The sequence below is a fragment of the Rhodophyticola sp. genome, from assembly GCF_965284195.1.
Taxonomy (GTDB): Bacteria; Pseudomonadota; Alphaproteobacteria; order Rhodobacterales; family Rhodobacteraceae; genus Rhodophyticola.
In genome coordinates this window covers 1,326,260-1,346,735 of the sequence record NZ_CBDIRM010000001.1, presented here as the reverse complement: position 1 = coordinate 1,346,735, position 20,476 = coordinate 1,326,260, and the positions used below count along the sequence as shown (strand labels likewise).

Sequence of the window (20,476 nt, the reverse complement as noted above, 5' to 3'; positions counted from 1 at the left end):
CACAACTTGAGTATAGTAGGAACGACATCGAGATCCTTATCACCGGGACGCTGTATTTTTTGATCCAGCGTCCGAAACTCAGGACGCAGCGCGACATGACTTTCATCAGCGGCTTGCCGGATTCGACATCGGACGCTTTGTCATTGATGCGGATGCGTGGACAGGTTTTTTGTGTTGGTGATTACCGCGCACCCTGGAGCCTTCGCTTTGACGAACCGGTCGCACATTTTCACGTGGTCGAGCGGGGGTCGGCGTGGCTGTGCGTCGACGAGCAGCGACCGATCCGACTGGAACCGGGCGATCTTGCTCTGCTGCCGCTCGGTGCCGGGCATACGCTAAGCAGCAATCCCGATCTTACCCCCGTGCCCGTCATTCAGGCTATGACCCAATCGGGACATCGCGATGGGATCATGGTGCGCCTGGGCGGTGACGGTCAGGCGACCCATCTCATCTGCGGCAAGTTCGCCTTTTCCGGCGTCCTTGCCCCCCGGCTGCTTGCGGTGCTGCCCGCGCTCATCCATGTCGATGGGCGCGAGGGATCGCTCGTGGAGCGGCTGCATTTGATCATCCGCTTCCTTCTTGAGGAATCCCGCAATCCAAGCCCCGGGTCGGCCTTAATGGTTGAACGCCTGCTGGAAATGATGTTCATCCAGACCATCCGCGAATGGGGCACAAAGTGCCCGCGCAACCTTGGTTGGCTCAGCGGTTTGCGCGACCCGTTGATCGGGCGGGCGTTATCGGCGATTCACGAAAATCCTGCCCGACCATGGACAGTAGAGATACTAGCACAGACCGCCGGCCTTTCGCGGTCACTGTTCGCCGCGCGGTTCAACAAAATCGTGGGCCAGACCCCGGCCCGCTACATCGCCGCCTGGCGACTGGACCTTGCAGCAGATCTGCTGCGCAGCGGCTCGGCGACCATCGGTGGGATTTCTGCCGGGGTTGGCTATGGCTCCGAGGCCGCCCTGACCCGTGCCTTCAAGCGCCAGTTTGGAGTAACACCCGGGCGGTTTCGGCAGGGCCGCACAACGCTGAAAAGCGGCTGAGCCACCAGCGCGGCCGAGGCAGGCCCGCCATGTCACCCATCAATTGGCGACGTCCCACGATGGAGATGCGAGAGCTATGCGTTTTGCCGGACAAACCGCCCGCTATTTCTTGCAATCCGGCGTAGATATCATTGCCGATACAATTTTGTCTGAAAGCCATTCAACCGCCGGATCGGAGGCCCGGGATGTTGGCCAGACCAATGAGGACGTCACCTTTGGCACATCGAAAAAGAGCGGCGCCATTTGTAAAGAATGGCTTGATATGGCGGACATGGCAGCCGATTTGGGTACGACGCTCACGAAAGGTGAGGCCAGCACGAACCGCGCGACATCCGATATTCGCGAAACCCGGATGCCGACCGTGCGTGTGCGCCCGATCCTGGCCAAGTGTATATCAATCTTGCTCGGACCTGATCCTGTAGCTGAGGCAAGTACAAAAACTGCGGAGCAGAACTCATCGAAATTCGTCGGTGCGGTCCGATACTTCGGATCGAACAGAATGACATAAGGCTCCGACAGGATTTCTCGGGCTCCGAAAGTGGACGTGCTTATGGCGTTGACCCTGAAGGCAAAATCGAAACCCCATTGCCGGAAATCCTCTGAAAGCGTGCCAACCGGGCTTCGAAACTCGAAGCTCAGCGTCGGTATTGCCGAAAAAGCCGCATCCTGAAGGACTGGGCCAAACGCGGTGAGGTGATAATCAGAGGCCCGGATCACGAAGTGCCGCCGCGTCGTGCCAAGATCGAACCGGCTGCGCATCGATAGCAAACCGTCACCGTCTCGCCGCCAAGCTGCAAGCGCCTCCATCAGTGTCATGGCAAATGGCGTGGGAACCAAACCGCCGCCTTCTCGGATCAGAAGTGGATCGTCGTAGAACGCTCTGAGGTCTCCAAGCGTTTTGCTGACTGAGGGTTGGGTCCGGTTCAGTCGTCCCGCCGCTTTTGAGATACTGCCACTGGTCAGGATTTCATCCAGCACCAACAGTTTGTTCAAAGAGATCGGTGCCGTTGACATAGAAAATCTTCATGTTTCCAATAGAAGGAATAGATTTCTTCTAATTCAGAATACATGCGATGTCATGTGGGAACATACCGACAGAGGACAAAACCATGACCCGAATGATATCAGCCTTCACCGCACTTGCCATGGCGAGCCTGCTAGCTCCCGCAGCTCAGGCCGAGGAATTCCAGCTCAACGGCACCGACCTCTTTGGACCCGATGTGGCGCAGGTTGCTGCTGTGCAGGCGGTTGACGGTATCCTGCGGATCGTCAACGCTTTCGAGGCCGCCGACACCAGTGGTGAGATGGCCCCGATTACGGCGCTCGCCAACAGCGTCTATGCGCCGGACGCCGATGTCTTCCGCAGTCAGGAATTCATCACCGACGCAGATGCGGGCGGCCCGGCATTCCTGACGGCACTGGGTTTCATCAACGACGTCTTGGGCGAGGGGACGGAATATCTTGCTCCACAGCAGGTCTGCGCGATCTACGCGTTTGTTCCCGAAGGTGCTACCGACGCCGTTGATATGGCCATGGCCACAGCAGCCGTCGTGCCGCAATTCGGACTGGTGCTGAACATGGTTTTGGTCAAAACCGAGGTGAATGGCGGGGTTCGTCAAATTACCTATCATGAGTACCTTGCCGCGCCAGCAGGCGGTGAAGACTGCTCCGGTCCGGCTGCGGCTGCGTTTGATGCCGAATGGTCAGTGAAGGTTCAGTGATACCGGTTTCAGTGCACTCCTTGACATGCATTCGATCAATGCCAAACCCCTGATCTGTTGCGGCTCATTGGCTCGTCGGGGCACCGGTCTTACAACGGACCAGAATACTGCTTTCGTTAGGAGACCGTCCTGGATGCCGTTTGGCGATTTAATGAACGCACCATTAATGTCGGCTCCCCCACCTTTCGTTGCAAGCGTCTTTTTTTGTGCACAACCTGGTCACTGACGTTCACAATTCCGCTTCGGCTTGCATGAATGGCCAGTATTCCCGCTGCGCCGCGGCACCGAAAATCGCGCTTCGGCGGCACTTGTCATTCTGCGAGCGCGCGCAGCAAGATTTCGGCACTTCCGCTGTGGGCTCTTCAGTAGCATTTGCCGCACAAGCCACGTAAGGCCGGTTCTAGAAACAGCGCCGTTCGCTGCACGGCGCACGAACTGATAAGATGCGGGACTAAGCCGCCTTGTGCAACCGCGGCTTTCGCTGACGCTGCATTTGCTTGCAAGTGCAGCTTCTAAGTCGCTGCGTTGCCGCGGCGTCGCCAAATCGGACATTCAGAGCTACGACGGCACGTAGATCTAAATCGCCATTTCGCTGCAATCAAAACAAAAACTAACGACGCGGACAAGCGGACTTGTGCACGCTCGGCTATTGCCTGCATAGACGCCCACGTCCACCACGATTGCAATGCCGATACCAATGAAATTCTTCTGCCCCGCTGATTAAGCGTTAGGTACACGATCTCACAAAAATGGAGGGTATGCTTTCCATATGCCAATGTGGGTCATTCTGCAGCCTCTCGGCGCACTGGCCGACGAAACGGGTTCGGAATGAGCATCGGCACTTCGCGTTTGTAGGCCGCATAGGATGAGCCAAATTCACGCAACAGGGCGCGTTCCTCGAACTGCAAACCGATCAGGATATAGAGGAGCATCGCAAGCACGAATATTAGATGTCCGAGGGTCATCACCGGTGTTGAGATCATCATGATCAGCAGGCCAAGCTGCAGGGGATGGCGCACGATCCGGTAGAGCATGGGAGTGCGAAATGCGGGCCGTCGCGGGCGCACACCTCGCAGGTTGTCCCAGGCCTGTGACAACCCGACAAATTCGAAATGACCGAGCAAAAACGTCGAAGCCAGAATAATCACCGCGCCAATGGCAAAAGCACCAAAAATGACCCATGCGGCGATCTCGTCAATATGCCAGACAACCGTGGGGATCGGATGCCATTGCCAGATGATCAGGCCAAGCAGGACCGAGGATTGCAGGACATAGGTCGCCCGTTCGCCAGCAGGTGGGATGATCTGGGTCCAGACCCGCTTGAAGGCCGGCCGCGCCATGACGCTGTGGGCCACGCCAAACAGAGTGATCAAACCCAGGTTTACTGCAACGGACGGACCGACTGAGGCCCGCGCCGGACCTCGCAGATCACCTACGTTCAGCAGGAAGACGGCAAGCCAGCCAAATACGACGCCAAACAGCACATAGCAGCACAGAGCATAGACAAGAATAAAGCGGTTCATGACGCACCTTTTTGATGTAATTGAATGATTTGCCTTTGCCCTCACGGGCAAGGCGGACGTGACACTCCCGAATGGACACGCAGGAGCAAAAGCGATTTTTCAGCGACCATCGTTACTTGCGTGGCAAGTAAACCTCGGCGGCGGCATTGGCGTATTCAGCCTTGATGCGGTTGACATTCGGCGCATCACATCGACCCAGAACCACAAACCCACAGGCAGAGATTGGATTGCCCTGCGATGTCAGTTGCCCCGTAGGCAACGTGCAGATCCGGTTGATGTGTTTCAACGCGCGCTCGGCTTCAGAAGATGTATCACCGCGGCATGCATATGCCATTGGCGGATCGGCGAACACATTGCCAAAGAACGCGCCTTCAAAGACCGGAAAAGCACGGCGTTCGGGTTGGCTTGTGCCAAAGCCGGGGATACGCGCCAGCGGCCCTTCATTGCTGCGGATCGAGATCTGGACGGGTATGCCAAAGGCGTTAGTCCGCGCCAGCATGCATGCCGATACTGCCGCTTGCTCTTCGTGGGTGAGCGCGCGCAGCTGCCATTTGGGGGCAATCCCCATTGCGCCACGAAACTGGATTTCCTGACCATCATGTGTGGCCTTTGCAGTGACTGTGGCCGGCAATGCGCATTGCACCACGTACTTGAGCACCGTCCTGCTTTCCTTGGTGGCAAGAAGGGCAGAACCGCTCAGGTCGATTATCGGTGCACCACCCTCCTCGGCACCGCTGGCGGAGGACAGGGAAAGACTGCAGGCTAAGGCAAAGAGGAGGGAGCGTGCGTTCATATCAAAACCGCCTCTCAGTCAGCCAAGCTGGTGGACGCCATATCCGCCAACGCGTCGAACACCGCCGCATCGACGGATTGCGCTGCGTTGATCGTGATGACGTTCCAAGCGATCTTGTTCAGCGTAAACCCGTTGGATCCCAGGCCGTTCAGTTGAAGGCCATTGAGTTGGAGGCCATTACGGGCTTCGCTCGCCATTGCTCCGGCCGACAGGAGGCAAAGCAGCAGGGAAGGGATGAGTTTCTTCATATCGTTCTCCGAAGTGATCGTAGATGCCGTCCAATACGGCGTCTCACTATGGCGTATCTAGCGCGGGTCCAGGGCTGTCGATATGGGCTAAGCGGCAGCAAACGGTGATAATCGGAACGTCTGATTTGTGGTTTTGCAGCAAATTCGATTGCCCGGAGTTCAGTGCAGCGACATTTGCTGAGTCGTCGCAGCCCAGGATGCGATGAAAGCCGAATTCAGTCGTACTTTTTTCACTGAAAATTGCGCCAGGTCTTACCCGGGGACGGGTGTGAGCGGACTTCATTCCGCTCGTCACGCAAGAGAACTTGACCTATGAAATAATGTCGCTGCAACGGCCATCTCGATTTTGGATGTGGCCGGTCGTGGTGACTGTCCCAACCTGAACGCGACCTATTGCAGCTTCACCTGCTTTTCACGCAGCAAGTCGCAGGTTTTCTCTGACTTTTTCTGATCCGCGGTCAAAACGCCCTGCCGGACAATATCGACTTCATATCCGCGCTGACGTGCCGCGAGCGCGGTCTTTGCGACACAGTAATTCATATCGAGCCCAACGATGCGAAGTTTTCCGACTTCGAGTTGCCTCAGGAGACGGTCGAGCTCCCCTGTTTCAAACGCATCTTGAACACGTTTTACCACCGTATAGTCGGCGAGTTCATCAAGCGGTGCAATCAATTCGGTTCCGGCCGTGCCCTCTATAGCCAGTCCTTTTCCCAGAAGCTTTGCGATGGCTTTTGTAGATGGGATTGACCATTCGTGGCGCACGCCGATGATAGGCGTCCGGGCAGCTTTTGCTTTCTCCACCTCGGCCATAATTCGAGTCCTGGCCTCCGCTTTCGCCGTGTCGGTGAATGTACCCGCCTCCCAAAAGGCGGTTTGAAGATCAATCAAAAGCAAAGCCGTTTCAGATCGGGCCGGAATGGGCTCCCCGACACTGACGGCGCCAATCTTCCTGATGCCGTTGGCAAACCAGACCACTATGCCCAGGATTGCGAACGCGAGTAATGTCCAGATCATATCAAACTCCTGTCATCATCTGCATAGGATTTCTTGGTCATTCCTATAGCTCTTCCGGAAATGATTGCGTCATGGATGGTGATGCATCATGCGAAGGGGTGCGTGTCACCGCTGCAGCGCACCGGTTCAGGTCCGTGGTTCCTGGGCAATGACGCACCTCTTTCATAGATCCGCATTTCGCGCCTCAACGGTCACGGCGGCAATTACATCCACCTCAACCTTGTAGTCTGGCCGTCCCTGGGCGGGGACGACAACCATCGTCCACGGCGGCAAATGCGCGCCGACAACTCTTTGGTGCACCTGAACGTAGCCGTCGATGTTTTCTTCGCCGACAATGTAGCTCGTGACCTTGGTCACATTCGACATGCCAAAGTCTTTTTCCGCGAGGATCGCGAGGACAATTTGCCAGGCCTGCTCCGATTGTTCGACCACGCTTTCGGGGCAACTGCCGTCAGGGCGTTCACCCAACTGGCCCGCCAGGGTCATCAACGCCGCGCCAGGCTCAATATAGAATGCGTGAGAGTAGTGACTCGTCGGTGCCGCAATGCCAGTAGGACTAATAGGTAAGTGCATGATTTGCTCCTCTTGGTTTCAGTAACGTGTTAGATGCGCTGCTCTTGTTTGCTGAGTTGCCACCCCCAGACTCCTGTAATCAGGATCCCCAGGTTGCCAATGAAGTCGAGTAGCATCCATTGGTTTAAGACCGGTTCGATGAACAGGAACCAGAAATTGAAGACAAAGAATGGGATCGACCCGACCAGGCCGAACACAAGGAAGGTTGTCGGCGTGAAACGAGCCGTCCAGATGATCGTGCCGGTCAACACGGCCTGGGCCCCGAAGCAGCCCATGATGAACCGGGCTTGTTCGGTGGCGAAGGCAAGCTCCGGCCGGAATGTCACCTCGATGACCATGCCCGGGAAGAAAAGGCACCAGGACCCAAGAAGGACAAAGATGAGTGAGAGGCAGATCTGAAGGATGCGAGCAGTCATGGGGGCTTCCGTGGTTTGAGGGTGAGTGGGCAGGCACGGACGTGCCTAACCCATTGGTTGAAGGGATTATTCGCAGTGCAAATCATATCTGGCTGCCCGTGCTGACCCAGCAGCGATACCAAAGTGTGCGGAAAACCTCTTGCGGCTCCGTCAGACCTGCCTCGGAAAAGAGGACTCCGGTCCGAGCGCCGGATACCACAGGCAGTTTTGGGATCGCTTCGAGTTCCAGCCGGACCGCGTCTGCTGACACGCCAAGAATATCCGCGTGCGCCCGAAGAGCGGGTGTCAATCGGTCGAAGTCCTCGTTCTCATCGAAACACACGTCCGCATGTATCAACTGCCCGCCGGGGGCGAGCCTTTGGCGAAGCCCTCTCAGATAGTCCAGCTTGCTGCCGTCGTCCGGCAGGTGATGCATCACTAGCAGCGATGTCACGATATCGAATTTCTCGTCGTCGGGCAGGTCATCGACGGTTCCGACGATGAAACTGACATCGGGCGATGCGGCGGATCGCCCGACTGCGGCCCGTGCGGTCTCAAGATTTCGGGCCGACGGGTCAATTGCCGTGATACATCCGATGCTGTCACTGTTCCGGAACTCCTCGATCTCCCTTCCGCCACCCGCCCCGACGACCAGGACCTGCGGTGCCGCTTGCGCGTGGCTGGCGATCAGCGCGTGAACGAGCCGGTACATCGCGTCGAGGCCGGGAATGGTGCGCTGCATCTCGCGATACATTACCTGCCGGTCCGTAATCGGTCCTCTCGGATGAGCCATCACTTGCACCCCTCTCGATCCAAAGCCTTCCGGACAGGTGGTCGAAACCGAATTCTCTCAGAGTGCTGTTGCAAGGCCGGCCAGTTGCCGAGGGAAATGTTCTGGTCCGCAAGCCAGCGGCAAACAGTGAACAAGTAGACATCAGCCAGAGAGAAATCGTCACCCATCAGGTAGGTTCTGTTGGACAGGTGACGCTCGGCAAAGCCCAGCCTGCTGCGAAGATGTGCTTTGCCCGGCTGAAGAAAGGCGTCCGGTGTCGTTGGCCGGAAAAGCGGGCTGAAGCTCTTGTGGATCTCGGTCGCGATGAAATTCAACCATTCCAGCGCCCGCAAACGCCGCATGCCGGAGGCAGGCAGCAGCCTCGTGTCGGGTGCTTCGTCAGCGACGTACTGTAGGATCACCGGAACTTCGGTTAGGACCGAGCCATCGGCAAGCCTCAGGGCCGGGACGGAGCCCTTCGGATTGATCGTGCGATAATCGCTGCCGCAGTCCATGCGGCGCGTCTGATAATCCACCTCCACGAGATCGAACTCCAGGGCCGCTTCGCACATTGCGATGTGGGCCGCCAATGAGCAGGCGCCGGGCATGAAATAGAGCTTCATGTCTCGACTCCCACCGCTGGCAAGTTGCGAAGGGCCCAGACGCACAGGCTCGAATAGACGACCGTTCCGGTGGCCATCGCGATCCAGATCCCGACCGCCCCCATGTCGAAGGCGATCGTGAAAACAGCGATCAGCGGTGCAGAGACCAGCCAGTTCCCGATCAGCGAATAGACCATGACCGGGCGCGTCACTTGCCTTGCCCGTAACAATCCCGCAGCACCTGCGCCGGTCGGACCGAACAGCTCCGCCACGGCGAGCACGCCGATCACGGTAATTGCGGCGCTGATCGCAGCAGGCGTCGAGCCTTGCAGCACGTAGTTGGCGACCGGGGCCGCCACGATCAGCAAGGTGGTGCAAATCGACAGACCGATCGCGACGCCGACAACCATCGTGGTGCCAACGACATCGCCTTCGCGGCACGATTTGGGATCGACCCGTGCCAGCCGGGTCATCGAGGCCTGCTGCAGGCCGAAATAGAAAGCATAGCCGATGCCCGCCAGACGGATCGCGACGGAATGTGCGGCCGCGTCCGTGACGGAGAGCGACGCGGCATAGATCGTGGCCCCCAGATAGATACCGACCTCGGCCAGTGTGGCGACCCCGATGGGGATCCCGATACGAAAGATCGCGGCTACATCGCCTGGGTCCACGCGGCCTGACCCGCTGTCGCCAACGCGGCGCGCCTCCCGCATCAAGGCGGCAAGCGTCAGCAGGCTAACCAGCAAGGACGACACGCCCGCGCCCGTCACGCCAAGCTCCGGCAGACCGAAGGCGCCATACATAAGCGCGTAGTTGAATACGGCATTGAGCGGCACCGCGCACAAGGTGATCCGCAGCATGACACCTGGGCGTTCGATGGCCGTCAGGCGCGTGCGCAGGACGCCCACCGCCAGCATCGGGATCAGCGTACACGCCATCGCCCGGGCGTAGCCCGTCCCTGCATCGGTAAGGTTCTGATCGATGCCGAGCAGGCTCAGCAGCGCCGGCGTGTGCCAGAGCAGGCCACAGGTCGGCAAGGCGAGAAGGAGACAAGTGATGGTGCCGGCCGTTCTGAGCCGTGACAACCGATCCGGGTCGCCCGCCGCATGGGCCGCCGCATAGAGTGGCCCGAGACCGCCGATACAGCCGACGGCGAGGTAGAAGAGGATCGAATAGAAATCGCTTGCAACGGCGACTGCGGCAAGGGCTTCCACCCCGAACGCGGCGGTCATCAGCGTGTCGGTGACGCTCATTGCCATGTTGACCAGCGCGAGACCGGTCAAAGGCGCGGCAAGCCGCAATAGGGCCCATGTTTCGGCCTTGCTCACCTTTCGAGCGGCATGTCTCAAGGGATTGCCGGCAACGCGCGGCATATCAAAATAGGTCATTGGTTCAGCCTTTGCCGTGGAGGGCGCGGAGAGTGACCTCCGCGCCTTTCCGATAATGATGAACCGGCCTCAGCCGGCCTCATGGGAGCCCGAGGTCGGCATGGGTCCGACCGGGACGCCGGAATCCCACTCGGTGTGGTCTTCTTCGCCATCGGCGTTCGCAGAGCCGCCGCCCAGCTCGATCTGCAACCGCACACCGTAGCCATCGCTCATGCCCAGCAGCACCTGGTTGATCTCGGCCGGGGCATCGGCATAGTCGCCGGTCCCGCCGGTGACGGCGCGCGTGACGGTCACGCCAGTATCGACAAGCTCGGCGCCATGGCTGATCAGCACATCGCCATCGTTGAAACGGTAGACCTGCCGGGTCATGACGAGGGCGCCCGTTTCCGTGCGCATGCCGTCGCCGATGAAGTACCCGTCACAGGTCCATTCCCCGATCACGAGGTCCGGGAAGGCCGGGTCGCCGTTGGGCAGAGTGCCCTCGACGCCACCTTCGAGCGTACCGGCGGGGTACAGATAGCCCTGGGTGATGAAGGCATTGCCATAGGCGGGCATACCGTCGTCGAAGACCGGCGCCGCGGAGAAGACGAAGCGAGAGATGTCTTCGGCCACGTCAAAGGCGGGAAGCGGTTCACCCGCGTGTCCAGCGAAGGGCATGGCCGCAATGGCAGCGGCGAGAAGTAGATTCGTGTGTTTCATGGGGTAGGTCCTTTTATTGGTGTTTAAGGTTTAGGATGCGTCCGCGGGTGCGGGGCGCTGGTGGGCGACATGCGGTGCGCGCATGTCGGAAGTTTTGGAGTGCGTGACGTGGCGCGCGTCGGCGGCGATACCGGTGGCGATGCGGCTGGCGGCAATGCCCGCGGCGTCGAAGAAACCGGTGTAGATCGGCTTGAAACCGGCAAACCAGAGGCCCGGTCGCTTCGGATCGCGCTCGCCCATCGGATGGTGCGGGCGGCCGTTCTCATCCAGCACACCCAGTTGGCCGAAAAGCGGCTCGAGCCCCGTGCGATAGCCGGTCGCCGCGATCACGATATCCGGGCGGTAGACCGATCCATCGGCCAGAGCGACGGTGTCGCCGGAAAACCCCTCGACGCGCGGCACGATCCGGAAGCGTCCTGCCTTCAGGGCCGCGACGAAACCTTCGTCGATCGCGAAGGTCACCCCATCACGCAAGAGCCGCGTGCTTCCGCCGTCAGGGTGACTGGTCAGCCCGTACCGCCGCAGATCGCCGAGAAAGAGCCTTTCCGTCAGCCTGAAGGCCGGGTCCAGCACCGCGTTCGGCAGGGCCGCGAAGACGCGTGCCAACCCGTGGATCGGATAGCCGAAGATGCTTTTCGGCACGACCGCCGGGCCGTAGCGCAGCGAAACCATCACCTCGGCCGGATTGTGCCGGGACAAGTGGTTCAGCGCGTCCGTGCCGGAGTTACCCGCGCCCACGACCAGCACGCGCTTGCCATCGAAGCGGGACACATCGCCGAGATCGGCCACGTGCAACAGCTCTCCGGCAAAGGCGTCGTGCCCCGGCCAGTCCGGCATGTCAGGAATGCTGTCCCTTCCGGTCGCAAGGACGAGGTTCTCCGCCTCGTACTCCGAGGCGTTGGTCGTGACCCGCCATCCGGTTCCGATGCGTACGACAGCCGTCACGGCAACGCCGAAATGGATCGGCGCATTCAGCCGTGCGGCGTAGCGCTCCAGATGCGCAACGACCGTGTCGCGCTTCAGGTACGTGCCGTCCGATTTCGGCGCCGCCTGTCCCGGCAGCCCGGCGAACTTGCGATGGATGTTCAGGCGAAGAGCCGGGTGGCGGTTCCGCCAGGGGTCGGCCACCCTGTCCCGTGCTTCCAGCACGGTAACGGGCAGCCCGCGTTCGGTCAGGGCATGGGCGGCGGCAAGGCCCGAGAGCCCCGCGCCGATCACGATCGTACTGCCGCGTTTAATTCTGTTCATTTTCTGTCCTTTCGAGGGTGCATCACCAATGGATGTTGATGGTGGGCTCACGCGGGGCGGCGTATTGCTCCAGCCCCATGTCTCGGAGAAGGTGGCGGGGGAGTTTCGAAAGCTCTTTCATCTCCTTACGGATGCGCTGCCGCTTCGCGGCTTCTGCCAGCCGGTCGCGGAGCGCCTTTGCGATGCTCGAAGGTGGTCGGCGCGGTGCGCCGGCGTGGATGGAAATCATGGTCATGTCTTTGGTCCTTGTGTTGGCCGGTTTTGAAACGGGCGATAAAGTTTACATTGAAGGGATCGTTCGGCAGGCGCTGGGTCTCGACCGAAGCGACGCCGTTTTCCCTTTGGTAGTCCGCGGCGGTTTCGACGCCACAATCCGCGCAGGGCCAGCCCGCAATGACCGATCAATATCGGTTGTTCGCGGGCCGGAACGTAGGGAGGAGGTCAGGCCGAGGTGAAGAGAAGCATGGCGTCCGCCATGCAGCCGACATGCCGGTGATCCGTGCCGCAGCACCCGCCGACGACTTTCAGCGCCGGGAGCATTCGGGAAAGATCTGCATGGAGCGTGCCGAACTCTTCGGGGTCGCCATCGTCAAGGGTCTCTGCCTCGTCGAGTTCCGCGTGGCTCAGCCGCGATGCGTTTGCGCGAATACCGCGGATGCGGCGGCACCATGCTTCGTCGGTCAGAACGTCTCGAAAGTGCTCGGGATGCGCGCAATTTATCATGTAATACAGCGGTGCACCTCCGGTTGCGGCGTCCGTTTCCAGAACGGCGCGCGCGAGCTGTGTTCCGTCCGGCAGGCGTCCGTCCGTCTCCACCGTGTAAGAGATCGCAACGGGCACACCGGCCTTGACGCTTGCACGGGCGAACCCAATCGCCTCCGGCATGCTGCCGAAGGTCAGCGCGCTGACCAGATCGACCCCGCAGGTCGCGAGCAACGCGATCTGCGGCGCGTGGATTGTTTCGGCGGTGGCGGAATCCAGGGTGAGCGTGCCATCATAGGCGTCGCCGGCTGGTCCGATCACGCCATTGAGCAGGATCGGCGATACGCGATCTTGCCACCGGGCCCGGATCGCCATGGCGAACCTGACGGCCTCACGGGTGAGCTCCTGCATCTGGGCGGGCGAACGGCCGACTGCGTCGGCCCAATGTGTCCCGGAGCGCCATGTGTTGGTGTCGAGAACGAAACCGGTTCCCGCCCTCTCGGCCATCGCGAGGAAGCGGTCGAAGTAACGGTCCATCGCCGAACAGGCGGCATCGTCTTCGAGCAGCACAGAGGCCGCGAAGGCCGGCAAGTCGAACCCTTCGAGGAACAGCATGGAGGTCTCAAACCCGCCATCGGTCAGGTAGGTGCGCGGGTCAGCGAGGTAGCTGCGGGTCACGTCCGTGTGGAAGGCTGCGGTTTGGTTTTGAATGGTCATCATTTGATCCTTTCTCATGATTGAATGGCCAGTTCGGCCGATGTCATGGGCAGGGTCATGGACGTTTGGGTCGATTCGCATTAGAGGAGTACTGGATCAAAACGGTGATTTTCAGACACCATGAGCCTGTTGGAGGGTAAAATGACCATCAGTACGACCGTTATCGGATCACGCCATGCTGGTACGTCGGTGCTGTTCTCGATCCTCGACGTCCTCGCTTCGGTGGGACGTGATTGGGAAATGCTGCACGGGCTTCCGATGCAGGTCCCGATGTTCGATGTCAGCCTTAGAACAGCGGATGGTGCCCCGTACTGGGACGTTAATGGCCGCAAGATCACGCCAGATGCCGTGCTTACCGAGGCCCCTGAACCGGATCTTGTCATCGTGCCCGATCTGCATTTCGACCCGAACGCTGGGTTGCCCGAAGACCTGAGACCGTTCGCGGGCTGGCTGGGGGCGGCCCATGAGAGGGGAGCGATTGTCACATCCGTCTGTTCCGGCGCCGTATTGCTTTGTGCGGCCGGATTGCTCGACGGCGAGGAGGCGACCACGCATTGGGGCTTTGCCGACATGCTGGACCGTGAGTTCCCCGAGGTGAAAGTCTGCCGGGACCGCATTCTCGTACCCGCGGGAGAAGGACACCGCGTCGTCACAGCTGGCGGGGCGTCGGCCTGGGCCGACCTCATGCTGTACCTAATCAGACGTTTCGCCAGCGCGGATGAAGCCCGCCGGATTGCCAAGATCTACCTAATCGACCCGCATCTCGACGGGCAATTGACCTATGCGTCACTGACATCCGGACGTCAGCACGATGACCAATTGATCGCGCAAGCACAGGTCTGGGCGGCGCAGCATTATGACACCCCCAGTCCTGTCGCCACCATGGCGGAGCAGAGCGGCATGACCGAGCGCGGATTCCATCGCCGGTTCAAGAAGGTGACGGGTCAGGCACCGGGCGATTACATCCAGACCCTTCGGATCGAGGAGGCAAAGCAGATTCTCGAAACCACAACTTCGCCGATCGACGAGATCTCGGCAGAGGTAGGATATTCCGAGCCGTCGAGCTTCCGTTCGGCCTTTCGAAAGCGCGTTGGGATCTCCGCTTCGGCCTACCGGAAGAAATGGCAGGCTCTTGCGCCACTGCACGCCTGAGGATTGCGAGGGGGCTGTCAGGAAACCTGACGGTTAAGAAACTCTCAGTTGCCTTGGAACACAGTTTCGCAAGCCGTGCTGTCGTGCACAGCGCTCATGGAGGATCGGACCGAATCCCTAGCGAGGTGAGGCGGTTAGGGGATGCCGATGTGCGATCCGTGTGCAATCGGCATGGGAGGGCCGAGCGCCGAGGGGAAATGTGATCATCCGGGATGGGACAGCTATGGCATCGTCACTTCAGCTTGTCCCAACGGGATCCGTACCCTCATTAAGAATTTCCAGGTAGCGGTGGTAGCGAAAGACCCTTCCCCGCTTTCGACCCGTAAACTCCTCGATGATGCCGAGACGCTCCAGATCGGCCAGAGCTGCGTTCACGGTCGGTGCGGTCAGCCCGGTCCGCTCCACCAGCTGCCCCGAAGTCAGGAAGGGTGCTTGTTCGAACCAGTCGTGGACACGCAAGGCTGAACCGGCTCGGGCGCTGTCCGAAGTGATGCGTTCCCGGTCCTCCTTGAACAAGTCCACGATCCGGGTGGCCGCGTCGAAGGCCTGGTTTGCTGTTTCGGTAACACCGGTGAGAAAGAAGTCCAGCCAGGCCTCCCAGTCGCCTTTCTCGCGAACATCCTGCAGGAGCCGGTAGTACTCGGCGCGATGGGTCTTGAGGTAGAGGCTGAGATAGAGCAGTGGGCTTCGCAGAACGCCATGGACGCAGAGGTAGAGCGTTACGAGCAATCGCCCGATGCGGCCATTGCCATCGAGGAAGGGGTGGAGCGTCTCGAACTGAACATGGATCAGACCGGCCCGGATGAGCGCGGGCAGGCGCGAGGTCTCGTCGTGAAAGAAGCGCTCCAGCGCGTCGAGACAAGTTTCCAACTCACTCACCGGGGGTGGCACGAAGAGGGCGGTTCCGGGACGGCTGCCGCCGATCCAGTTCTGGGTGCGACGGAACTCACCCGGGGCCTTGGTCTCGCCGCGACCGCTTTGCAGAAGGCGGCCATGCATCTCGCGGATGAGGCGCAGCGACAGGGGCAGGGTGTCGAGCCGCTCGAGGCCATGCATCATTGCATCGACATAGTTCGACACCTCGCGGATGTCGTCGATCGGCTCGCCGTCCTGCGCCTCGGTCTCGAAGCGCAGGAGATCGGATAGGGTCGACTGCGTGCCTTCGATCTGCGAGGAAAGCACCGCTTCCTTGCGCACATACATGTAAAGGAACAACTCTTGTCGCGGCAGGAGCATGGTGATCCCATCGAGGCGGCCAAGCGCACGTTCCGCGAGGCTGAGGCGGTCAATCAGGCCCAGCACATCGATTGGAGGATCGGGCGGCAAGGGCGGCGGCACGAAGGCACGCACGGTCTCGCCCGCGACAGGTGTTTCGATGTATCGTCCCAGGCGCGGGTTGGGTGCGGCGTCGATCATCACTTATTCTTGCTGACTCTCGTTATTAAAGCAAGATGGAAATTACTTTAATAAGGAGATGTGCAATTAAAGGGGGCTTTATTTGGCGGCCTATGGGCTTTCTTTTGTGCGGCTTCGCCGCGCCTTGGCGAACCCCCGATCCGTCGTGATGAACCGCTCTAGCATGGGGACAATCAGTTTTCCGGGTTCGATCGGCTGCTGGCCCGTCTCTCGGCCGAGGATTTCGCCATAGGCGATAAGGTCACGGTGCACATCGGCGGGAAGTTCCACGGTCAGCTTGACCGGTTTGTCGTCATGGATCGGGCCAAGCTTCAGCTTCGTCATCGGATTTCTCCCAAGGGCTCGAGGATCAGGTCGCGGGTGACCATGACGCGGACGGGGAAGCCCGGGCGGATCGTCAGTGTCGGCGGGACGGCGAGCTGCTGTCGGACGATCTCGTCCCCGGTCCGTCCGATCGTGTCTTGCGCGGCCTCGCGGATGGCGCGGGCGACGTCATCCTCGCTGTCGGCCCCGCTTTCCAGGCCGAGGTTCAGGATCGTGGCGAGGCCTGCGGCGAGAAAGACGCGACCCCAATGATAGTTGACCCGGTCCTGCAGGCCGGACGCGCCTGTTCCGTCAGTGCCGGGTGCGCGTTCCAGTACAATCGATCGGCCGTCCGGGAGGATGAGGCGGGTCCAGACCAGAAGCAGGCGGCTTTGGCCGGATGCGATGCGGCTGTCGTATTCTCCCAGAAGCCGAGCGCCTTGCGGGATCAGCAGGTACCGCCCCGACGGGCTGTCATAGACATTCGAAGTCACCTGGGCCGAGATCTGGCCGGGTAGGTCGGAGCGTAGGCCGGTGATCAGGGCGGCCGGGATCACCGTGCCGGCCTGCAGGATGTAGGGGCTGGGCGGCGGCGTCATGCGCTGCGCGCTGACGGTGTCTGTGTTTCCGGGCCGGGTGGGAAACGCCTCCCGGTTTGAGACCGGATCGTTTGCCGTCGGGCTGCCCAATGTGGAGGGGAAGAGCGCGCCGGTCGCGGGGGGCGTCGGTGTGGCCTGTGCTCCGCCGCGCGGCACGGTTTGCGCCTCGGCGAAAAGGGCGCTCAGCCGGGCGGCGTCGAGTTCCTGAAGGCGGCGTTGTTCCTCCGGGTCGACTGTGGGGGCCAATGGACCGGAAAGGGGCGGTGCCGGGACCGGCTGGCCGCGATCTTGCGCCCCAAGGATGGCGCGGCCCAGCTCACCGGGCAAGGGCGGGCCGAGACGCGGGACATCGGCGTAATCTCGCGGTAGCGTCGACAGCCCTTCAGCCGCCTGAATGCGCTCGGTGGAAAAGAGCTCGGTCTGGTTGCCCTCCTGCCGGTTGTTCTGAAGGGCCACGATCAGGATTGCGCCAAGGCCAAGTCCGCCGATTGCGGTGGCAAGGGCGATGGCCCGGCGGGACAGGCGCATGACACGGGGCGGATCGGGCCTGAGGCGAAGCTCCTGGGCGATGTTTTCCTCGGTGCGTGTCGGCTCTCGCATATCAGGGGTCTGTGTCATCGCTCCGCCTCCGGTTGTGGCGCGCGCGGCGGGCGCTGATCGCTATCCGTCCTTACGATCCGTACGACCTGTTGCTGCCTTTCGCCGAGACGCAGTTCTGCGGCCCCGAACAGGCGGTCCACGATCAGCACGTTGCCGAGAACGCGGGTGTTGACGATCTGGCCGCGTCCATCCGCGCCGATCACGAAGAGCGGAGGCATTTCGCCCTGGGCGATGCCGGGCGGGAACACGACATAGACACGCCGTCCATCATCGAAGACCGAGACCGGCCGCCAGGGCGGGGCGTCGCCCTGCAAGCCGTAACGGTAGTGCCGCTCGGCCTCGGGCGGGATCGCGGGACGGCGGATTGTCGGGGCGCGGGGCGTGGATCGCACCACTGGATAGGCCCACGCAACGCTGGGCATCCAGGTCTCCTCGTCGGCGTGCAACTCGATGTGATAGGTGCGCCGGTCGGTGTTGACGACGAGATTGGTGGAGATGTCGGGGCGCGTGGGTTTGACGAGGATATGGACGCGCTCGGTGCGGCCCGCGCCGCTTGTGGTGTCACCGATGATCCAGCGCGCGGTGTCGCCTGCTGCGATTGGGCCGGGGCCGGTCAGGCGTTCTCCGGGTTCGAGCGCAATATTGGTGATCTGCCCAGGGGCGGCGTAAATCTGGTAAAGCGCGCCTTCGCTCCAAGGAAAAACCTGCATGGCGTTGTAATAGCCCTGCTGGCGGGGTTCGACCCGAGCGGCGGCATTGGCAGCGATGATGCGCGCCTCGGGCGTATCCGCTTCCGGATCGCCGCCTCGGGAGGGCGTCCAGGCAGGCGGCGTGTGGACGGGGCGGGGTGGCCCCTCGGCCGGGGGTGGTGCCGGCGGTGGCGCAAGGGCCGGGACCTGGTCGTCATAGGCGATCTCGGGCGGGCGTTGTCCGGTGCAGGCCGTTAGCGCGGTGGCCGCGAGGAGAAGAACGAGGATGGGGCGAAGTCGTTTCATTGGGCATTCTCCCTCGACCAGTTGATGGCGTGGACATAGACGCCGAGCGGGTTGGCCCGCAGGCGCTCCGCATCGCGCGGCGGCTGGATCACGACGGTCAGGATGGCGGTCCAGCGTTCAGTCGTGGCGAGCTGGCCGTTCTCGTAGCGCCGCTCGATCCAGGCGACGCGGAAGCTCGTATCCGAGGCGCGGATGACGCTCGAGACTTCGACGGAAACCTGCGTGTCGCCGACCAGGGCGAAGGGATCGTTCACGCGGGCATGGTCATTCAGCGCAATGGCGCCGCGATCCGTGGCGAAATCGTAGGCACGAAGCCAGTTCTGGCGCAGCACAATGGGGTCGGCCGGGACCTGCCGGACATGCTCGACGAAGCGGGCGAGATGCCAGGCGATCTGCGGGTCGGTCGGGCGATATTCAGCAAGGGCCGGGGCGACGGCCTGTGCCGCACCTAGATTGTCGACCTCGACCACGTAAGGGACGACGCTGCTGCGCGTCGATTGCCAGGTGAGAGCCGCACTGAGCCCGGCCGACAGGGCGAGGCAGCCCATGGCCATAAGGCGCCAGTTGCGGGCCTGGACGCGGGCGGAGCCGATACGCTCGTCCCAGACCTGCGCGGCCTTCTGGTAGGGGGTGATGGGCTCGGGCGTGGTGCCGTAGCGAACACTGGGGCGTCGGAACATCAGGAGGACCTTTCGGAGAGGCTGACGACCGTGCCGCCGCCGCCATGATCGCCGGAGCGGAGGACATGGGCGGCCGTCGAGAGGCCGTGTTGAAGGGATTGCTGGCGCTTCATCCGGCGCGCCCAGTCGGGTGGGCCGTCATTGGCCTGGGCGGGTAGGGCGCCACCCGCCATGCGTCCGCCGGTTGCGGCATAGGCCGCGCGGGTGCCGGACTGCGCGCCGTCCGAGATCGCGCGCCGGAGCGGGCTGAAGGCGGCGACGGCACCGGTCTTTCCGACCGCAGCCGCGCCACCGACGGTTTTTCCGAGGCCTGTGCTGCGCGAGGCCGCGCCGAGCTGGTATGCAGTGGCGGTTCCGCTGCCGACAGCGCTGGCACCGCGCAGGGCCGCGCCACCGGTGCCAAGGGCCATCCGGGTTCCGGCGGCACCGGCGACCGCGGCACCGCCCACGGCGATACCGGTGCCGACCGCGGCGCCTGCGCCAAGCTGCGGCCCGCCCGAGACGATGCCATTCGCGATGCCGGGGCCGAAGATGCCGAGGGCGAGGAGCGCCAGCGCACCAAGGACGACCGACATGGCGTCATTGATCGTGGGCTCACCCGCAAACCCGGCTGTGAATTCGCTGAAGATGGTGGAGCCGATGCCGACGATGACGGCCAGCACCAAAACCTTGACGCCGGAGGAAATGACAAGGCCCAGCACGCGTTCGGCCATGAAGGCGGTCTTGTTGAAGAGGCCGAAGGGCACGAGGATGAAGCCTGCCAGCGTGGCCAGCTTGAATTCGATCAGGGTGACGAAAAGCTGGATCGCAAGGATGAAGAACGAGAGCAGGACCACCAGCCAGGCGAAGAACAGGATCCCGATCTGGATGAAGTTCTCGAAGACGGCGACGAACCCGGAGAGGTCGGCGATGGAGGCGAGGATCGGCTGCCCGGCCTCGAGCCCGACCTGCGCGATGCGCCCCGGCTGAAGCAGTTCACCGGCGGAGATCGTGCCGCCGGTGGCGACCAGGCCAAGGCCCGCGAAACTGTCGAAAACGATCCGGGCCAGCGTGTTCCAGTTGCCGATGATATAGGCGAAGACCCCGACAAAGAGGGTCTTTTTCACCAGCCGGGCGATGATGTCGTCATCCGTACCCCAGGCCCAGAAGAGGGCGGCCAGCGTGATGTCGATGACGATCAGCGTGGTGGCGAGGAAGGCGACGTCGCCACCCAGAAGGCCGAAGCCGGAATCTATATAGGAGGCGAAGACCTCGAGAAACCGGTCAATGACACTGATGCCGCCCATTCCC

Annotated in this window: 23 protein-coding genes; 3 read left to right on the top strand and 20 right to left on the bottom strand. The window is 61.6% G+C overall.

Features of this window, described 5'->3' with window-relative positions; genetic code table 11:
• Window positions 1-95: 95 nt before the first annotated feature.
• Complete coding sequence (locus ACQ651_RS06720; protein WP_430448844.1) at window positions 96-1,046, top strand: AraC family transcriptional regulator; 951 nt, start codon at window positions 96-98, stop codon at window positions 1,044-1,046.
• Window positions 1,047-1,148: 102 nt separating this feature from the next.
• On the opposite strand, the gene ACQ651_RS06715 is transcribed toward ACQ651_RS06720, so the two are convergent.
• Window positions 1,149-2,060: a LysR family transcriptional regulator gene (locus tag ACQ651_RS06715; protein ID WP_430448843.1), complete on the bottom strand. Its 912-nt coding sequence runs from the start codon at window positions 2,058-2,060 to the stop codon at window positions 1,149-1,151.
• 95 nt (window positions 2,061-2,155) lie between these two features.
• On the opposite strand from ACQ651_RS06715, the gene ACQ651_RS06710 reads away from it, so the two are divergent.
• A complete protein-coding gene (locus ACQ651_RS06710; RefSeq protein ID WP_430448842.1) occupies window positions 2,156-2,767 on the top strand; it encodes a hypothetical protein in 612 nt (203 codons plus the stop codon).
• Window positions 2,768-3,549: 782 nt separating this feature from the next.
• Here the strand turns inward: ACQ651_RS06710 and ACQ651_RS06705 are convergent.
• The 13 genes from ACQ651_RS06705 to ACQ651_RS06645 form a co-directional block, all read right to left on the bottom strand.
• The gene (locus ACQ651_RS06705; protein ID WP_430448841.1) at window positions 3,550-4,290 is read right to left on the bottom strand and encodes a methyltransferase family protein; all 741 of its coding nucleotides are present in this window, start codon (window positions 4,288-4,290) and stop codon (window positions 3,550-3,552) included.
• A gap of 112 nt (window positions 4,291-4,402) precedes the next feature.
• Complete coding sequence (locus ACQ651_RS06700; protein ID WP_430448840.1) at window positions 4,403-5,083, bottom strand: hypothetical protein; 681 nt, start codon at window positions 5,081-5,083, stop codon at window positions 4,403-4,405.
• A gap of 14 nt (window positions 5,084-5,097) precedes the next feature.
• Window positions 5,098-5,331, bottom strand: a complete 234-nt coding sequence (locus ACQ651_RS06695) for a hypothetical protein (RefSeq protein WP_430448839.1) — start codon at window positions 5,329-5,331, stop codon at window positions 5,098-5,100.
• 390 nt (window positions 5,332-5,721) lie between these two features.
• The gene (locus ACQ651_RS06690) at window positions 5,722-6,345 is read right to left on the bottom strand and encodes a cysteine hydrolase family protein (RefSeq protein WP_430448838.1); all 624 of its coding nucleotides are present in this window, start codon (window positions 6,343-6,345) and stop codon (window positions 5,722-5,724) included.
• A gap of 162 nt (window positions 6,346-6,507) precedes the next feature.
• Window positions 6,508-6,918 (bottom strand): RidA family protein, encoded by a 411-nt coding sequence (locus ACQ651_RS06685; RefSeq protein ID WP_430448837.1) that lies wholly within the window; start codon window positions 6,916-6,918, stop codon window positions 6,508-6,510.
• A 29-nt stretch (window positions 6,919-6,947) separates the two neighbouring features.
• Complete coding sequence (locus tag ACQ651_RS06680; RefSeq protein ID WP_430448836.1) at window positions 6,948-7,334, bottom strand: hypothetical protein; 387 nt, start codon at window positions 7,332-7,334, stop codon at window positions 6,948-6,950.
• An 82-nt stretch (window positions 7,335-7,416) separates the two neighbouring features.
• Window positions 7,417-8,106 carry a methyltransferase domain-containing protein gene (locus ACQ651_RS06675; RefSeq protein ID WP_430448835.1) on the bottom strand — a complete coding sequence of 230 codons (690 nt, stop codon included), beginning with the start codon at window positions 8,104-8,106 and terminating at the stop codon, window positions 7,417-7,419.
• Window positions 8,106-8,708 (bottom strand): glutathione transferase GstA, encoded by a 603-nt coding sequence (gstA, locus tag ACQ651_RS06670; RefSeq protein ID WP_430448834.1) that lies wholly within the window; start codon window positions 8,706-8,708, stop codon window positions 8,106-8,108. The genes ACQ651_RS06675 and gstA overlap by 1 nt, the downstream gene beginning before the upstream one ends.
• Entirely contained in the window at window positions 8,705-10,075 is a 1,371-nt protein-coding gene (locus ACQ651_RS06665) for an MATE family efflux transporter (RefSeq protein ID WP_430448833.1), read from the bottom strand. The genes gstA and ACQ651_RS06665 overlap by 4 nt, the downstream gene beginning before the upstream one ends.
• A gap of 69 nt (window positions 10,076-10,144) precedes the next feature.
• A complete protein-coding gene (locus tag ACQ651_RS06660; protein ID WP_430448832.1) occupies window positions 10,145-10,774 on the bottom strand; it encodes a hypothetical protein in 630 nt (209 codons plus the stop codon).
• 30 nt (window positions 10,775-10,804) lie between these two features.
• Window positions 10,805-12,022 carry a flavin-containing monooxygenase gene (locus ACQ651_RS06655; protein ID WP_430448831.1) on the bottom strand — a complete coding sequence of 406 codons (1,218 nt, stop codon included), beginning with the start codon at window positions 12,020-12,022 and terminating at the stop codon, window positions 10,805-10,807.
• A gap of 22 nt (window positions 12,023-12,044) precedes the next feature.
• Entirely contained in the window at window positions 12,045-12,257 is a 213-nt protein-coding gene (locus tag ACQ651_RS06650) for a hypothetical protein (protein WP_430448830.1), read from the bottom strand.
• A gap of 206 nt (window positions 12,258-12,463) precedes the next feature.
• Window positions 12,464-13,441: a homocysteine S-methyltransferase family protein gene (locus tag ACQ651_RS06645; RefSeq protein ID WP_430448829.1), complete on the bottom strand. Its 978-nt coding sequence runs from the start codon at window positions 13,439-13,441 to the stop codon at window positions 12,464-12,466.
• A 141-nt stretch (window positions 13,442-13,582) separates the two neighbouring features.
• Between ACQ651_RS06645 and ACQ651_RS06640 the strand changes: the two genes are divergently transcribed.
• On the top strand, window positions 13,583-14,593 hold the full coding sequence (locus ACQ651_RS06640) for a GlxA family transcriptional regulator (protein WP_430448828.1): 1,011 nt from the start codon (window positions 13,583-13,585) through the stop codon (window positions 14,591-14,593).
• 237 nt (window positions 14,594-14,830) lie between these two features.
• On the opposite strand, the gene ACQ651_RS06635 is transcribed toward ACQ651_RS06640, so the two are convergent.
• From ACQ651_RS06635 to trbL, 6 genes are all read right to left on the bottom strand, one after another.
• A complete protein-coding gene (locus tag ACQ651_RS06635) occupies window positions 14,831-16,009 on the bottom strand; it encodes a Fic family protein (RefSeq protein WP_430448827.1) in 1,179 nt (392 codons plus the stop codon).
• 90 nt (window positions 16,010-16,099) lie between these two features.
• On the bottom strand, window positions 16,100-16,333 hold the full coding sequence (locus ACQ651_RS06630) for a DUF2274 domain-containing protein (RefSeq protein WP_430448826.1): 234 nt from the start codon (window positions 16,331-16,333) through the stop codon (window positions 16,100-16,102).
• The gene (locus tag ACQ651_RS06625) at window positions 16,330-17,529 is read right to left on the bottom strand and encodes a TrbI/VirB10 family protein (protein ID WP_430448825.1); all 1,200 of its coding nucleotides are present in this window, start codon (window positions 17,527-17,529) and stop codon (window positions 16,330-16,332) included. Before ACQ651_RS06625 ends, ACQ651_RS06630 begins: the two co-directional genes overlap by 4 nt.
• Window positions 17,526-18,506 (bottom strand): P-type conjugative transfer protein TrbG, encoded by a 981-nt coding sequence (gene trbG, locus ACQ651_RS06620; protein WP_430448824.1) that lies wholly within the window; start codon window positions 18,504-18,506, stop codon window positions 17,526-17,528. The genes ACQ651_RS06625 and trbG overlap by 4 nt, the downstream gene beginning before the upstream one ends.
• On the bottom strand, window positions 18,503-19,186 hold the full coding sequence (gene trbF, locus ACQ651_RS06615) for a conjugal transfer protein TrbF (RefSeq protein ID WP_430448823.1): 684 nt from the start codon (window positions 19,184-19,186) through the stop codon (window positions 18,503-18,505). The genes trbG and trbF overlap by 4 nt, the downstream gene beginning before the upstream one ends.
• Window positions 19,186-20,472 carry a P-type conjugative transfer protein TrbL gene (gene trbL, locus ACQ651_RS06610; protein WP_430448822.1) on the bottom strand — a complete coding sequence of 429 codons (1,287 nt, stop codon included), beginning with the start codon at window positions 20,470-20,472 and terminating at the stop codon, window positions 19,186-19,188. The genes trbF and trbL overlap by 1 nt, the downstream gene beginning before the upstream one ends.
• Window positions 20,473-20,476: the final 4 nt, after the last annotated feature.